At 74.1% G+C, this 15,118-nt stretch carries 12 protein-coding genes; 10 read left to right on the plus strand and 2 right to left on the minus strand.

Features of this window, described 5'->3' with window-relative positions:
* Positions 1 to 145: 145 nt before the first annotated feature.
* The 3 genes from EV383_RS14255 to EV383_RS14260 all read left to right on the plus strand — a co-directional run bounded on the left by EV383_RS14255 (position 146) and on the right by EV383_RS14260 (position 3,619).
* Entirely contained in the window at positions 146 to 1,618 is a 1,473-nt protein-coding gene (locus EV383_RS14255) for an alkaline phosphatase PhoX (protein WP_130290364.1), read from the plus strand.
* 69 nt (positions 1,619 to 1,687) lie between these two features.
* Complete coding sequence (locus EV383_RS31175) at positions 1,688 to 1,825, plus strand: hypothetical protein (RefSeq protein WP_165438348.1); 138 nt, start codon at positions 1,688 to 1,690, stop codon at positions 1,823 to 1,825.
* 12 nt (positions 1,826 to 1,837) lie between these two features.
* Positions 1,838 to 3,619 carry an acyl-CoA dehydrogenase gene (locus EV383_RS14260; RefSeq protein WP_130290365.1) on the plus strand — a complete coding sequence of 594 codons (1,782 nt, stop codon included), beginning with the start codon at positions 1,838 to 1,840 and terminating at the stop codon, positions 3,617 to 3,619.
* A gap of 112 nt (positions 3,620 to 3,731) precedes the next feature.
* On the opposite strand, the gene EV383_RS14265 is transcribed toward EV383_RS14260, so the two are convergent.
* Positions 3,732 to 5,585 (minus strand): MFS transporter, encoded by a 1,854-nt coding sequence (locus EV383_RS14265; RefSeq protein ID WP_130290366.1) that lies wholly within the window; start codon positions 5,583 to 5,585, stop codon positions 3,732 to 3,734.
* Between the two features lie 259 nt (positions 5,586 to 5,844).
* On the opposite strand from EV383_RS14265, the gene EV383_RS14270 reads away from it, so the two are divergent.
* From EV383_RS14270 to EV383_RS14300, 7 genes are all read left to right on the plus strand, one after another.
* The gene (locus EV383_RS14270) at positions 5,845 to 6,597 is read left to right on the plus strand and encodes an SDR family NAD(P)-dependent oxidoreductase (RefSeq protein ID WP_130290367.1); all 753 of its coding nucleotides are present in this window, start codon (positions 5,845 to 5,847) and stop codon (positions 6,595 to 6,597) included.
* Between the two features lie 236 nt (positions 6,598 to 6,833).
* Positions 6,834 to 8,219, plus strand: coding sequence for a dicarboxylate/amino acid:cation symporter (locus EV383_RS14275; RefSeq protein WP_130290368.1), 1,386 nt, complete (start codon positions 6,834 to 6,836; stop codon positions 8,217 to 8,219).
* A gap of 125 nt (positions 8,220 to 8,344) precedes the next feature.
* Positions 8,345 to 9,361: a 3-oxoacyl-ACP synthase III family protein gene (locus EV383_RS14280; protein WP_242623096.1), complete on the plus strand. Its 1,017-nt coding sequence runs from the start codon at positions 8,345 to 8,347 to the stop codon at positions 9,359 to 9,361.
* Positions 9,358 to 10,128, plus strand: coding sequence for a glycosyltransferase family 2 protein (locus EV383_RS14285; protein WP_130290369.1), 771 nt, complete (start codon positions 9,358 to 9,360; stop codon positions 10,126 to 10,128). Before EV383_RS14280 ends, EV383_RS14285 begins: the two co-directional genes overlap by 4 nt.
* Positions 10,125 to 11,375, plus strand: coding sequence for a cytochrome P450 (locus EV383_RS14290; protein ID WP_130290370.1), 1,251 nt, complete (start codon positions 10,125 to 10,127; stop codon positions 11,373 to 11,375). The genes EV383_RS14285 and EV383_RS14290 overlap by 4 nt, the downstream gene beginning before the upstream one ends.
* Complete coding sequence (locus EV383_RS14295; protein ID WP_130290371.1) at positions 11,368 to 12,969, plus strand: class I adenylate-forming enzyme family protein; 1,602 nt, start codon at positions 11,368 to 11,370, stop codon at positions 12,967 to 12,969. The genes EV383_RS14290 and EV383_RS14295 overlap by 8 nt, the downstream gene beginning before the upstream one ends.
* Positions 12,966 to 13,877 (plus strand): NAD-dependent epimerase/dehydratase family protein, encoded by a 912-nt coding sequence (locus tag EV383_RS14300; RefSeq protein ID WP_130290372.1) that lies wholly within the window; start codon positions 12,966 to 12,968, stop codon positions 13,875 to 13,877. Before EV383_RS14295 ends, EV383_RS14300 begins: the two co-directional genes overlap by 4 nt.
* 4 nt (positions 13,878 to 13,881) lie before the next feature.
* On the opposite strand, the gene EV383_RS14305 is transcribed toward EV383_RS14300, so the two are convergent.
* Positions 13,882 to 14,790 (minus strand): SAM-dependent methyltransferase, encoded by a 909-nt coding sequence (locus EV383_RS14305; RefSeq protein ID WP_130290373.1) that lies wholly within the window; start codon positions 14,788 to 14,790, stop codon positions 13,882 to 13,884.
* Positions 14,791 to 15,118 lie beyond the last annotated feature (328 nt).

Here is a 15,118-nt window from a genome sequence, read left to right on the forward strand (position 1 = left end):
CGGGTCGGTCCGCGTGTCGGGCGCGCGCGGGCCGACCCCAGCTGTTCATGATCGGGCCCACCGGAGGTTCACCGCCGGGAGGCCGGGCGTTCGGCCGGGTGGGGTGGAGTCACGCGTCGCCTCCGATTCACCCGAAAGAGGACGCATGACCTCCCTGCACGATCGGTCCGGTTCCACCACACCGGACACCACCACCACTCCGGACACGACGGCGTCGGGCACCACGCGCCGCAATGTCCTGCGCGCCTCCGCCGTCGCCGGCATGGGTATCGCCATCGCCGGCAGCATCGACGCGATCGCCGGGACGACGGCGTCCGCGTCACCCACCCGGGCCCCGGCCGGCTACGGCCCGCTGGTCGACGACCCGAAGAACGTCCTGGCCCTGCCGGCGGGCTTCGCCTACACCGTCGTCGCCCAGGCGGGCGTCACGAAGCTCACCGACGGCGGCGAGCCGACCCCCAGCGACACCGACGGCACCGCCTGCTTCCCTGACCGCGGCGGGTTCGTGCTGGTCAACAACCACGAGATCGGCGGCGACGAGCCGCACCGGGTCCCCACCCGCGACGGGCTCACCTACGACCCGGGCGCCGGCGGCGGCACCACCAACATCACCGTCGACCGCTCCGGGAAGCGGACCGGCGAGTACGTCAGCGTCGCCGGGACGCACAACAACTGCGCGGGCGGCGAGACTCCCTGGGGCACGTGGCTCACGTGCGAGGAGACCGAGGCCAAGGCCGGCGGCGCGCTCACGAAGGACCACGGGTTCGTCTTCGAGGTCAGCCCGGTCGGCGCCGAGAACAAGGGCAACAGCCCCGTCCCGCTGAAGTTCCTCGGCCGGTTCTCGCACGAGGCCGTCGCCGTCGACCCGCGCACGAAGTCGATCTACCTGACCGAGGACGCGTCCGGCCCGAACGGCCTGCTCTACCGCTGGGAGCCGCCGAAGGGCTTCCGCGGCCGCAAGTGGGAGCTCAAGAACCTCGCCGAGACCGTCGGCGACACCGCGGGCACCCTGCAGGCGATGCGCTGCCTGCGCGGCAGCCAGCACGTCCGCGACCTGTCCGAGGCCACCCAGCCGGGCACGCGCTACAGCGTCGAGTGGGTCGACGTGCCGGACCGCCTCGCCGCGTCGACGTCGACCCGCAAGCAGCTGCCCGAGGACCGCGTCACCCGCGCCCGCAAGTTCGAGGGCGCCTGGTGGGGCGACGGCGGCGCCTACATCGTCTCCAGCTACGCCCGCCTCGACGACGGCAGCAAGAACGCCCACGACGGCCAGATCTGGTTCTACGAGCCCGCGCGCAGGCAGATCACCCTCAAGACCATCTTCACGGTGAACGAGGACCCGGACTCCGACGGCACGAACTTCGACGGGCCGGACAACATCACCGTCTCGCCGTACGGCGGGGTCGTGGTCTCCGAGGACGGCGAGGGCGTGCAGCACCTCGTCGGCGTCACCGACCAGGGGAAGTCCTACGCCCTGGCGCGCAACGACCTCAACGACAGCGAGTTCGCCGGACCCACGTTCTCCACCGACGGGAAGATCCTCTTCGCCGGTATCCAGACGCCGGGCTACGTCCTGGCGATCACCGGCCGCTGGCGCCGGCCCGGCACACCGCGCTGACACACCCGTGCGCGGATATCACCGCTCCGGCAGCGATATCCGCGCACGACCGTGCCCTACCGTGGACGGGTGGCAGCACCGGACGACGAGGGCGGTGACCCGGCCTGCTGGTCGAGCCGGGTCTGCCCCGAGTGCGGGCTGTTCGCGGTCGAGGATCCGCCGACGGTGTGTGAGCGATGTGGCGAGGCGATCCCGGCGCCGCCGTGACATCGTTGAGGGGTGCGTTCGCTGCTGCTCTCCCGTCGTGACCTGGACTTCCTGCTCTACGAGTGGCTCGACGTCGAGTCGCTGACCAAGCGGGAACGCTTCGCCGAGCACGGCCGCGACACGTTCGACGCCGCGCTCGACCTGGCCACCGACGTCGCCACCGAGCACTTCGCCACCCACCGCAAGATCTCCGACTCGGCCGAGCCGACGTTCGACGGCGAGACGGTGACGATCCCGTCCGAGGTCAAGGCCGCGCTCGAGGTGTTCGCCGAGACCGGGATCGTCGGTGCCGGGATGGACTCCTCGGTCGGCGGGCTTCAGATGCCGGCCGTCGTCGCGCAGGCGTGCTTCGCCTGGTTCCACGCCGCCAACGTCGGCACCGCGGCCTACCCGTTCCTGACCATCGCCGCGGCGAACCTGCTGCGCGCGCACGGGACCCCGGAGCAGATCGAGACCTGGGTGACGCCCATGGTCGAGGGCCGCTACTTCGGCACGATGTGCCTGTCCGAGCCGCAGGCCGGGTCGTCGCTGGCCGACGTCACCACCCGCGCCGAGCCCCGCGACGACGGCACCCACCGGCTGACCGGCAACAAGATGTGGATCTCCGGCGGAGAGCACGACCTGAGCGAGAACATCGTGCACCTGGTGCTGGCCAAGATCCCCGGCGGACCGGCCGGGGTGAAGGGCATCTCGCTGTTCGTCGTCCCCAGGATCTTGGAGAACGGGGAGCGCAACGACGTCGCGCTGGCCGGGCTGAACCACAAGATGGGCTACCGCGGCACCGTCAACACGCTGCTGAACTTCGGTGAGGGACGCTCGACGCCGGGTGGCGAGCCGGGCGCGGTCGGGTACCTCGTCGGCGAGCCCCACCGGGGCCTGTCCTACATGTTCCACATGATGAACGAGGCCCGCGTCGGGGTCGGGGCGGGCGCCACCGCGCTCGGCTACGCCGGGTACCTCACCGCCCTCGACTACGCCCGTACCCGTCCGCAGGGCCGCCTCGCCGGGGCCAAGGACCCGACGTCGCCGCAGGTGCCGATCATCGCCCACGCCGACGTCCGGCGGATGCTGCTCGCGGCGAAGTCCTACGTCGAGGGCGCCCTGGCGCTGAACCTGTACTGCGGGCGGCTGCTCGACGAGGAGACGACCGGCGAGACCGACGACGACCGGTCCCGGGCCAACCTCCTGCTCGAGGTGCTGACCCCGGTCGCGAAGAGCTGGCCGTCGCAGTGGTGCCTGGCCGCGAACGACCTGGCCATCCAGATCCTCGGCGGCTACGGCTACACCCGCGAGTACGACGTCGAGCAGCTCTACCGCGACAACCGGCTCAACGCCATCCACGAGGGCACGCACGGCATCCAGGGCCTGGACCTGCTGGGACGCAAGGTGGTCATGTCCGGGGGCGCCGGGCTGGAGCTGCTCACCACGACGATCGGCGAGACGGTCGCCCGCGCCCGGGGCGCCGGCGGCGAGTCCGAGGAGCTGGCCGGGGCCCTCGACGCCGCCGTGGCGCGGGTCGGCGAGGTCACCGCGGCGCTGTGGGCGGCCGGGGACCCGGCCGTCACGCTGGCGAACTCCTCGGTCTACCTGGAGGCCGTCGGGCACGTCGTCGTCGCGTGGATGTGGGTGGAGCAGTTCCTGGCCGCGGACGGTCACGACGGCGACTTCTACGACGGCAAGCGCGCCGCCGCCCGCTACTTCCTGCGGTACGAACTTCCGAAGGTCGGCCCGCAGCTGGACCTGCTGGCGTCCCTGGACCGCACCACCCTCGACGTCCGCGACGAGTGGTTCTGACCCCGGCCCCGATCACCCCGGCCCCGATCACCCCTGCGCTGGTCACCCGGCGCGATCCGCACCCCTGACCGCGATCCGCACCCCGTGCAGCGGGTGCGGATCGTCGGTGCGGTCAGGCCGGGAGCGTCGCGAGCGGCTCCAGGCGGACGGGGACCTCCTGGGCCTCGGCGGTCAGCGAGTGGCGCTCGGCCACCGGCCGGTGCCCGGGTGCCCGGGCGACGACGGTGTAGCTGCCCGGACGGGGCGCGTCGAGGCGGTAGCGGCCGTCGGCTTCGGTGACGGCGCGGGCGACCTGACGACCGTTCGTCGCGTCGATCAGGGTCAGCACCGTGCCGGCGGTGGCCTCGGTCGTCCCGTGCACCTGACCGACCAGTGCCGGACCGGGCTCAGTGACACGTCCGGGCACGACCGGCTCGAACGCCGGGTCCGGGCCCGGAGCGGGCGAGGCCGTCGAGCCGTCGGTGCCGCCACCGTCGGCCGTCGCCGCGTCGGAGGTGGCTGCGTCGCTCGTGGCTGCGGCGGCCGTGGCGTCCGCCGCCTCCTCAGCGTCGGTCCGGACCCGGTGCGGGCGGCCGGACGGGACGATCGAGCCGCAGACCACGGCCGCGACCACGAACACCACCGACGTCACCAGGAACGCGACCGCGTAGCCGTGCAGCGTCGCGTCCAGCGGCGACTCCCCGGCGGTGACGACGTAGGCCGCCCCCGCCGTGCCGGCGACGCTCGACAGCAGCGCGGTGCCGACCGAGCCGCCCACCTGCTGCATCGTGTTCACCGTGGCCGAGGCGACCCCGGCGTCCCGCGGCTCGACGCCCAGCGTCGCGGTGTTGATCGAGGTGGACATCGCGGTGCCCATGCCCAGGCCCATCATGACCATCGGTCCGGCGATGGATCCGGCGTAGGTGGAGCCGGAGTCGAGGAACGAGAGCCAGAACATCGCGCCGGACGCGAGCAGCAGGCCCACGATGATCAACGGTTTGGGCCCGGTCCGCGGCAGCACCACCCGCGGCAGCGTCGTCGAGGTGAGCACGATGCTCGCCACCATCGGCAGGAACGCGACGCCGGAGAGCATCGGGGAGAAGCCGAGGTTCTGCTGCAGCACGTAGGTCAGGAACAGCGACAGTGAGAACATGCCGAGGGTGAGCGTGAGGATCGTCAGGAACGACCCGCCGCGGTAGCGGTCGAGCAGCACCCGCAACGGCAGCAGCGGGGACCGGACGCGGCGCTGGACGATGACGAACACGGTCAGCAGCACCACCCCGGCAGCCAGGAACGCGTACACCGGGAGCGACGACCAGCCGTCGGTCTCGGCGCTGCCCAGCCCGTAGACCAGGCCGAACAGTCCCGCGCTGGCCAGGATCGTGCCGGTGATGTCGAGCTGGGGCCGGTTCTCCGGTGCCGGGACCTTCGGCATGAAGGTCAGGGCGCCGACCAGCGCGGCGACGGCGAAGACGGCGTTGACGTACATGCACCAGCGCCAGTCGACGTACTCGGTGAGTGCGCCGCCGAGCAGCAGCCCGACCGCGGCGCCGGAGCCGGCGAGGGCGCTGAACACGCCGAACGCCGTGGCCCGGTCCTTACCGCCCGGGAACGTCGTCGTGAGCAGCGACAGCGCGGCCGGGGCGAGCAGGGCCCCGAACACGCCCTGCAGCACCCGAGCCGCGACCAGCACCTCGAAGTTCGGGCTCAGGCCGCCGAGGACGGACGCGACGGCGAAACCGACGAGCCCGGTCATGAACGCGCCGCGGCGTCCGAACACGTCCGCCAGGCGCCCGCCGAGAAGCAGCAGGCTGCCGAACGACAGCGCGTAGGCGGTGACGATCCACTGCCGCTGCGGGTCGCTGAAATCCAGGTCCATCTGCGCCGAGGGCAGCGCGATGTTCACGATGGTGTTGTCCAGGATCACCATGAGCTGGGCGATACCGATCACGGCGAGAATCCACCAGCGGCGGGCCGAAGTGGTCATGGGGGTCCTTCTCGATCGGACGTACTCGGGAAGGACGACAACGGTGTCGCCCGGTTCGTCGAACGACCGTATGACCTCGACCGCGGTTCAGGTCCAGTACTTTTCGGCGTCGCTGTCGACAACGGCACATCCACCCTCGGGAATTCCCGGCGGAAGGCATTGACGCGTCGTCGGTCGTCGTGCGAAACAGACCAAAAGGTCATGCCGGAATGATCCGGAATCGGTCGGGCGGCGAGGCCCGGGGAAAGAGGGAAATCGGATGATCGACTTTCAGCTCGGCGGCAGGGTGGCCGTCGTGACCGGTGGCGCGTCCGGGATCGGGCTCGCCTGCGCGCAGGCCCTGGCCCATTCCGGAGCCGCGGTCTCGGTGTGGGATCTCGACGCCGGCCGGGTCGAGTCCGCGCGCGCCTCGCTGGGCGCGCGGCACCACGGGGCGGTCGTCGACGTCGTCGACCCGGACGCGGTGGAGGCGGCGATGCGGTCCGTCGCCGCCGAGTTCGGACGTCTCGACATCGCGGTGCTCAACGCCGGTGTCGCGAGCGACCCGGCGCCGACCGGTGACGGGTCCGACGCGTCCTGGCAGCACGTGATCGGTGTGAACCTGGACGGGGTGTTCCACACGATGCGCTCCGCGGTGCGGGCGATGCGTGCGGCCGGGGCCGGCGGGTCGATCGTCTCGATCGCGTCGGTGCTGGGGCAGGTCGGCTCACCGAACAGCGGGTCCTACGTCGCGGCCAAGCACGGCGTCGTCGGGCTCACGAAGGCCGCCGCGTGGGAGCACGCCGCCGACGGCATCCGCGTCAACGCCGTCGGGCCCGGCTACATCGACACCCCGCTCCTGGCCGGGCGGATCGACGCCGCGGCGCGCGCCGACATCGAGGCCCGCCATGCGCCGCAGCGCTTGGGCCGCCCGGAGGAGGTCGCCGCCGTCACCGCGTTCCTGGCCAGCGACGCCGCGTCCTTCGTGACCGGCGCCTACTACCCGGTCGACGGCGGCTTCCTGGCCCGCTGACCCCGTTCCACCCCGGTGAGCGGCACTCTCGTCGCAACCGATCCGACGAGAGTGCCGCTCGTTACAGGCTGGAATGGGAGCCGGCGAGCGGGATGTTGTGGCCGGGAGTGTGGGGGAGTGCTGTGGGTGAGGGTCTGACGCGTCGCCGTGTCATCGATTACGGACGACGGCGGTCGAGCGGCTGTCCGGGGTCACCGCCCCGTCCCTGACCGCATCCGATCTCCGGAGCCTGCCCGATGTTTGTCATCACCCGTGCGGCCCGTGCCTGGTCCCGACCGCGCACGTTCGCCCTCCTCACCCTCGCCGGGCTCGTGCTCGGCGCCGTTCTCGGTCTGGTCGCCCGCGCCACCGGCGCCGAGTGGCTGGCCTCGAGCCTGGACACGATCGGCACCCTGTTCACCGGGCTGCTGCAGCTCACGGTCGTGCCGCTGGTGTTCGCCGCGATCGTCGTCGGCATCGTCAGCCTGCGGAACCTCGGCGGCGGACGCACCGCCGCCCGTCTCGGCGGCCGGACCGTGGCCTGGTTCGCCGGCACCTCGCTGATCGCGGTCCTGATCGGCATCGGGATCGGGCTGATCGCCCGTCCCGGTGCGGGCGTGACCGTCGCGGCCGACCCGGAGTCGCTGGCCACCGTCCAGGGCCGGACGCAGGGGTCCTGGGACTCGGTCCTGTCCGGGCTGATCCCGGAGAACTTCTTCAGCGCCTTCTCCGAGGGCGAGATCCTGCAGGTCGTGTTCCTCGCGCTGCTGATCGGCATCGCGGCCTACGCGCTCGGTGACCGGGCGGAGCCCTTCGTGGCGTTCACCCGCTCCGCGTTCGAGATCATCCAGAAGATCATCGGCTGGATCGTGAAGCTGGCCCCGATCGGCGTGCTCGGCCTGATCGGCAACGCGTTCGCCAGCTACGGCACCGGGTTCGTGCAGTCGCTGCTGGGCCTGATCGTGACCGTCTACGTCGGCTGCGCGCTGGTGCTGTTCGTCGTCTACCCGATCCTGCTGCGCTACGTCGCCGGCGTCAGCCCGCGCCGGTTCTTCGCCGTCACCTGGCCGACGTTGCAGTTCGCGTTCGTGTCCCGCTCGTCGAGCGCGTCGCTGCCGCTGTCCCGCCGCGCCGCCGTCGACCTCGGGGTGGACCCGGGCTACGCCGGCTTCGCCGTCCCGCTGGGCAGCACCACGAAGATGGACGGCTGCGCCGCGATCTACCCGGCGCTGGCCACGATCTTCATCGCGCACGTCACCGGCGTGCAGCTGGCCGCGTGGCAGTACCTCGTGATCGTCGCCGTCGCCGTGTTCGGCGCGCTGGCCACGGCCGGGACGACCGGCTGGTTCACGATGCTCACGCTGACCCTGGGCGCGATCGGGATGCCGCCGCAGGTGATCGCGGTCGGGATCGCCGTCGTCTACGGCATCGACCCGATCCTGGACATGATGCGCACCGCGACGAACGTCGCCGGGCAGATCACCGTCCCGGTCGTCGTCGCGAGCCAGGAGGGCCTCCTCGACGAGCGGGTCGCCCGCGGCGAGGTGGAGCCGGCCGACCTCGACGCCGCTCCGGTCACCGGCTCGACGCCCGGCGGTCCGACGGCCGCCGCCGAGCCCACCCGCGAGCTCGCCGACCGCTGAGTCACCCCACTCGTGGAGCCTCCGTGCGGTGCCGCCGCACGGAGGCTCCACGAGTACGGGCGTAACGCCCGGTATCGGTAGTTCGACGCAGGCGTGGAGAGGATCACGCTTCCTAGAGTCGGGGTGTGGCACAGGAACCGACGGGGGTGGCGGTGGGCGCGCGAGTGGCCGGGGTCGAGGTGCACCTGCCGTCGCGGCGGGTGCCCACCGCCGAGCTCGAGGCGTGGGTGGGCCCGTTCCGGCCGCCGCCCGGCCTGCTGCACCGGCTCACCGGGATCGCCGCGCGGCACGTCATGGACGCCGACGAGCAGGCGTCCGACTTGGCCGTCGCCGCCGCCCGGAAGGTCCTCGCCGCGACCGGGACGTCGCCGGACGAGGTCGATCTCCTGATCTTCGCCGCGGCCAGCCAGGACCTGGTGGAGCCCGCGACCGCGCACATCGTCGCGGCGAAGCTGGGCGTGTCCTGCCCGGTGATGGACGTCAAGAACGCCTGCAACAGCGTCCTCAACGGGATCGAGACCGCCGACGCGCTGATCGCCACCGGGCGCTACCGCACGGTGCTGGTGGCGTGCGGGGAGTCGCCGTCGCGGGCGGTGCGGCGCGACGTCGCGTCACTGCGGGAGTTCCTGCGCGCGCTGCCCGGCTACACGCTCTCCGACGCCGGCGCGGCCGTCCTGCTCACCGCCGCGGAGACGCCCGGGATCCTCGCCTCCGGGTTCGCCGCGGACTCCCGGCACTGGGCGGCCGGGACGCTGGCCACCGGCGGCTCGATGCACCCTCGCGACCCCGAGCACACCTACTTCACCCTCGACGCCGCCGCGCTGAAGAAGGCGTTCCTGGCTCTGGGCACCGGGATCCTCGACCGCACCCTCGCCGGGGCCGGCCTGGGATGGGACGACCTCGCCGTCGTCGGCGTGCACCAGGTGTCGCTGCCCTACCTCGAGGTGTTCGCCGACCGGGCCGGGGTGCCGCGCGACAAGCTCGTGGTGACCGTCGCCGAGCACGGCAACTGCGCCGCGGCGAGCCTGCCGTTGCAGCTCGCCCGCGCCCGCGAGTCCGGACGGGCCGGCCCCGGTGACCTGGTCGGGCTCGTCGGGCTGGCCGGCGGGGTCAGCCTCGGGCTGATCGTGGTGCGGCTGTGACGCCCGGCCCCGGTGGCCCGGACCTCTGGGTGGTCGTCCCCGCGTTCGACGAGGCCGCCGGGATCGGCGCCACGCTCGCCGCGCTGGCCGCGCAGACCGACCGCGGGTTCGCGCTGGTCGTGGTGGACAACGCCAGCACCGACGGCACGGCCGGGGTGGTGCGGCGCTTCGCGGAGGCGCACCCATTGGTGCGGGTCGACGTCGTGCACGAGCCGCAGCGGGGGACCGGCGCGGCCGCGGACACCGGCATGCGGCACGCGATCGCCGCCGGGGCCCGGTGGCTGGCGCGCACCGACGCCGACTGCCTGCCCGCCCCGGACTGGACCGCCCGCGTGCGGGCCGCGTTCGCCCGCGGTGACGAGCTGGTCGGCGGCCGCCTGCGCCCGCGCACCGACGAGGGCGTGGCGTGGTGGAGGCGGACGGCGATGACCGGCGCGCTGGAGCTGGCGGCGGCGTTCGGACGCCTCCGCCCCGGGAACCGGGTCCCCGGCGCACGCGGCGGGTACGTGATGGCGCCGGGCTGCAACATGGCCGTCACCGCGGAGCTCTACCTCGCCGCGGGCGGGTTCCCGCGCACCCGGATCCAGGACCTGCACGAGGACCGCGCACTGGTTAACGCCGCGCGCCCGCTCAGTGCGCACGTCGTGTCGCGGCGCGACGTCGTCGTGTCCGCGTCGAGCCGCCGGGTGCGCGCGTGGGGGCTGGTCCGGACGCTGGGCTGGTACGCCGACCACCGCTACCGGCCCGCGCACGTGGACATCCGGTGACGGCTCACCCGACGAGGCGGGCGGACCGGTGGGAGCGCCGGGTCCAGCTCGCCGCGCACCCCCTCGGCTACCCGCTGCTGCGCGGGCTGGCCCGGCTCGGGCCGGTGGTGCGGGTGCCGCGGGTCGGCGTCGTGGTCAGCGACGCCGCCGTGGCGCGCGCGGTGCTCGGCGACCCGTCGGCGTTCCGCAAGACCGGCCCCGGGTCGCCGGCGGCGCTGTGGACGCCGGTGGTCGGGCCGTCGGTGCTGCTGAACATGGAGGGACCCGACCACGCGCGGCTGCGCACGGCGTTGTCCGAGCTGTTCACGCCGCGCGCGGTCGAGGAGCTGGTCGCCGCGTCCGCGGTGCCGGAGCTGGTGCGCCGGCGTCTGGTCGCGGGGGAGGAGGTCGACCTGGTCGCCGCGACCGCGTCGATGGCCGGGGCGGCGATCGCGGAGCTGGTCGGCCTGGGGGAGCCCGCCGAGACCCGCACCGGCGCATCCGGGCGCGGCGGCACGGCGGCCGGACCCGCGCGGGCGGACACACGGAGCGGCGGGTTCGGGCCGCCCGGCCCGGCCCTGGACGCCGCCCGGGCGCTGACCGGGATGGTGCGGCTCGGGCGTCCGTCGCTCACCACGCGTCAGGTCACGAGGGCCCGGGCCGCGCTCGCGACGCTGACCGCACCGGCCGTCGCGGCCTACCGCGAGGGCGACCCGTCGACCGTCCCCGGGCGGATGCGGGCGCTGGGCCTCGACGAGGAGGAGGCCCGCGGCGCGGTGGCGGCGTTCGCGCTGACCGGCACCGAGACCGTCGTGTCGTTCGTCCCGCGCCTGGTCGCGCTCGTGCACGACGCGGGTCTCCTGGACGCGGTGGCCGCCGACCCCGACACGGCCGAGACGGTGACCACCGAGGCCCTGCGCGTCGTGGCACCATCCCCGGTCATGCTGCGCAGCGTCGCCCGGCCCGGCGTCGTCGGGGACACCGAGGTCCGTCCCGGCGACCGCGTCGTGATCGCCACCGTGTCCGCGGCCCGGGCCACCGGCGGCTTCGATCCGCAGCGCCCGCATCCCCCCGCGGTCCGGAACCTCTGGTTCGGCGCCGGCCCCCACTTCTGCCTCGGCATGCCGCTCGCGACGGCGCAGATCCGGGCACTGCGCACCGCCGTCCTCGACGCGCACCGGGAACGACCGGTGCGGGTGCTGCGCCGCCGCGTGGCCCGGCAGGTGCTGGTGCCCGGTTACCGGGAGCTGGTGGTCGGGCATGGCTGACCGGCCCGACGTCGTCGCCGCCCTGCTCGACGCGGCACGGGAGCACCCGGCGGCACCGGCGCTGACCGGCCCGGACGGTGCGACCCTGACCCACCGCGAGCTGTCGACGCGCATCGTCGCCGTGGCGTCGCGTCTGCGGGAGGCCGGGTTCGCGCCGGGCAAGCGGATGCTGTTCTCGGTGCGCCCCGGACCGGACTCGGTCGTGCTCGCCCTCGGCGTGGTCGCCGCCGGTGGCTGCGTCGTGTTCCTCGACCCGGGCGTGGGACCGGAGCTGTTCGCCGCCCGGACCGGGCTCGCCCGCGCCCGGTGGGCCGCGGCCGAGTCGATGCTCTACACCGTGGGACGACGCCCGTTGCGCCCGCTGGCCCGGCGCCGCGGCGTGCTGCTGCCGGACTACGCCGCGCTGCCCGTCCGGCACGTCCACACCGGACGGTGGCTGCCGGGCGTCCCGCGCGGGGCGCTCGCCCTGTCCGACCTGCAGCGCCCGGTCGGGATCCCGGAGCCGCCCGGCACGCCCGTGCGGTACGCGCCGGAGCAGGACGCCGTCGTCGTCTTCACCGCCGGGACGACCGCGTCGCCGCGGGCGGTCGTGCACACCCGCGGCTCGCTCGGCTCCGCCCTCGACATCCTGGCCGCGCGCTGCACGCTCGGGCCGGGCAGCCGCGTGCACACCGACCAGTTCCTGCTCGGACTGCCCGCCCTGACCGGCAGCGGGCACTGGAGCATGCCGCCCTACGGCCTCGCGCCCGGCAGCGACCCGGACGAGATCGCCCGCGGTCTCACCGACGCGACGCACACGTTCCTCGTTCCGGCCGACCTCTCCGCGCTGCTCGACCGGATCGCCGACGGCGTGCTGCCGGTGCCGCCGCGGCTGCGCCAGGTGCTCGTCGGCGCCGCCCCCGTGCTGGCCCCGCTGCTGCGCCGGGCGTCGTCGCTGCTGCCCGGCGTCGAGATCCTCGCCGTCTACGGGATGACCGAGATCCTCCCGGTCGCGGTCGCCACGGCGACCCAGAAGCTCGCGTTCGACGGCGACGGGGACCTGCTCGGCGCCCCGTTGCCGGGGGTGCGGGTGCGGGTCGACGACGACGGGCACCTGCTCGTCCGCGGCCCGAACATGGCACGCGGCCACCTCGGCGGGCCGGAGCTGACCGAGCACGACACCGGCGACCTCGCCCGCATCGAGGCCGGACGGATCGTGCTCGTCGGACGGGCCAAGGACATGATCATCCGCGGGGCGACGAACATCTACCCCGGCCTGTACGAGCCGGGGATCGCCGACCTGCCCGGCGTCGCCGAGGCCTACCTCGTCGGTGTGCCCGACGGCATCGGCGACGAGCGTGTGGTGCTGCTGCTGCGGCCCGCGCAGGGCGCGCCGGCCGACCTGGCCGACCGGGTGCGCGAGGTCCTGCCCCGGATCATGGACGCGTCCGCGCTGCCGGACCGGGTGCTCACCGTGACGGCGGTGCCGCGCGACGGCCGCACCCGCAAGCCGGACCGGACGGCGATGACCCGCCTGGCCGCGCACCAGCTGGAGGCACCGGTCCCGGCGCCGCGCACACCCCGGGCCGGGTCGAGGTTCCGGGCGCGACGGTGAGGCTGGCCGTCACCGGGGCGACCGGTTTCGTCGGGGGCGCCGTCGCCCGCGCCGCCCGGGGACGGGGATGGACGGTGCACGCCTACGGCCGCCGTGTCACGGGATCCGAGCACGCCACATACTGGGACATCGCGCGCGGGCCGCTGCCCGACCCGCCGGCCGTCGACGCCGTCGTGCACGCGGCCGCCGCCGTCACCGACTGGGGGCCGTCCGCGCCGATCCGGATAGCCAACGTCGAGGGCACCCGGCACGTCGCCGCGACGTTCCCCGGCGTCCGGCTGGTGCACGTCTCCACCGCGAGCGTGTACGACCCGTTCGTCGCGACCGTGCACGCGCGCGAGTCCGACGGGCCGGGCACCCGGCACCTCAACGCCTACGCCGCGTCCAAGGCCGCCGCCGAGCGCGTGCTCACCCACCGCCCGGACACCGTCGTCCTGCGACCGCACGCCGTGTACGGCCCCGGCGACCCGACGCTGCTGCCCCGCCTGCGCGAGGCCGTGCGCGGGCGGACGCTGCTGCTGCCCGGGGACGGATCGACCCGGCACACGCTCACCGCCGTCGACACGCTCGTCGAGGCCGTGCTGCGCGCCTGCTCGCCGGACGCGCCACCGGGGGTCTACAACGTCGGCGACGCGGAGCCGCTCACCCTCGACGCGCTGGTCCGGGAGCTGTTCGCCGAGCTGGGCGAACCGGTGACGGCCCGGTTCGTCCCGGTCGCGGCGGTCTGGCCGGTGGCCACCGCCGCCGAGCGGGCCGCGCGGGCGCTGCGCCGTCCCCGCCCGCCGCGGCTGACCCGCTACGCGGTCAGCCAGCTCGGACGCGAGCGCACGCTCGACCTCGGCGCCGCGCGCACCCGTCTCGGCCTGGTCCCGGCACCGACGTCGTTCGCCGGTGCCGGGACCTGGTAGCGGCTCAGCGCCGGGCGTCGATGATCCGGTTCGCGGCCATGATGTCGCGCAACGACCCGCCCAGCGTCCGGTCGAACGACGACGCCAGCTCGCCGAGGGTCCGGTGGCTCACCGTCCAGCCCAGGCCCTGCAGCTCGTCGGGGGCGTCGGTCCGGCGCTCGGTGTTCCACAGCTCGCGCATGTCGCAGCCCATGGACGCGCCCATCTGTGCGACCTCGGGGCTGTCCAGGAAGCGGTCGGCGACGTCGAGGCCGAGTGCCTCGACCGCCATCCGGCTGCCCGGGGCGGAGAGCTTGTCGGCCGCGGCGAACAGGTCCGCCTCGGCCTGCGCGGGCAGGTAGGGCAGCAGGCCCTCGGCCAGCCACACGGTGGGCTTCGCGTGGTCGAACCCGGCGTCGGCCAGGGCGGCGGGCCAGTCGTCGCGCAGGTCGCACGGGACCGCGCGGCGGGTGCAGGACGGTGTCGCGCCGTCGGCGTCGAGGACCTGCTGCTTGAAGTCGAGCACCTGGTCCTGGTCGATCTCGAAGACGGTGGTGCCGGCCGGCCAGTCGAGCCGCTGGGCCCGGACGTCGAGCCCCGCGGCGAGGACGACGACCTGGTCGATCCCGCTCCGGGTGGCGTCGAGGAGCAGGTCGTCGAGGGCCCGCGACCGGACGGCCATGAAGTCGACCATCGAGACCCAGGCCTCGCTGTCCACCTCCGCCGTGGTCGTCGGCAGCGGGTGGCTCGGGTTCGCCGCGTGCACGAAGTCGGTCGCGTAGCGGTCGTGCACCAGCGCGTCGTCGCGGGTGTTCTCCACCGCGCGGGCCGCCGAGACCGCGAGGGCGGTCAGTCCGACGCTGGTCGTGATGTTCCACGGTCCGGCCACGGAGTTGCCGCCGGTCGGGGTGTGCCCGGTCGTCGGGGATGTCATCGCGAACCTCCAAAGTCGTGAGCAATGCTCAAGATCAGTGTTGCATTGCGAAATCGATTACGCACGGGGTAGCGGGCTGTGTGCCCGATCACGAAGCCGGTCGCCGGGCACCCGCGCGGCCGGTGACCGGCACGGCGTCGGGTCCCGGAGGATCCCTTCGTGCACTCGACGGTCTCGAAGGGTCCCCTCGCGTCGACGGGCCGCGCGTCCCTGTGGAGCCGGGTGCGGGATCGGCGCCAGCGGGGCGGTCCCACGGGGTCCCCTCGCTGCTCGGGGCGCCCCGAGGGCTCCCTTCGGAGTGCCGGAGGTCGGGGCCCGGGGGTCCGGA

The organism is Pseudonocardia sediminis (assembly GCF_004217185.1).
In the GTDB taxonomy this organism is placed as follows: Bacteria; Actinomycetota; Actinomycetes; order Mycobacteriales; family Pseudonocardiaceae; genus Pseudonocardia; species Pseudonocardia sediminis.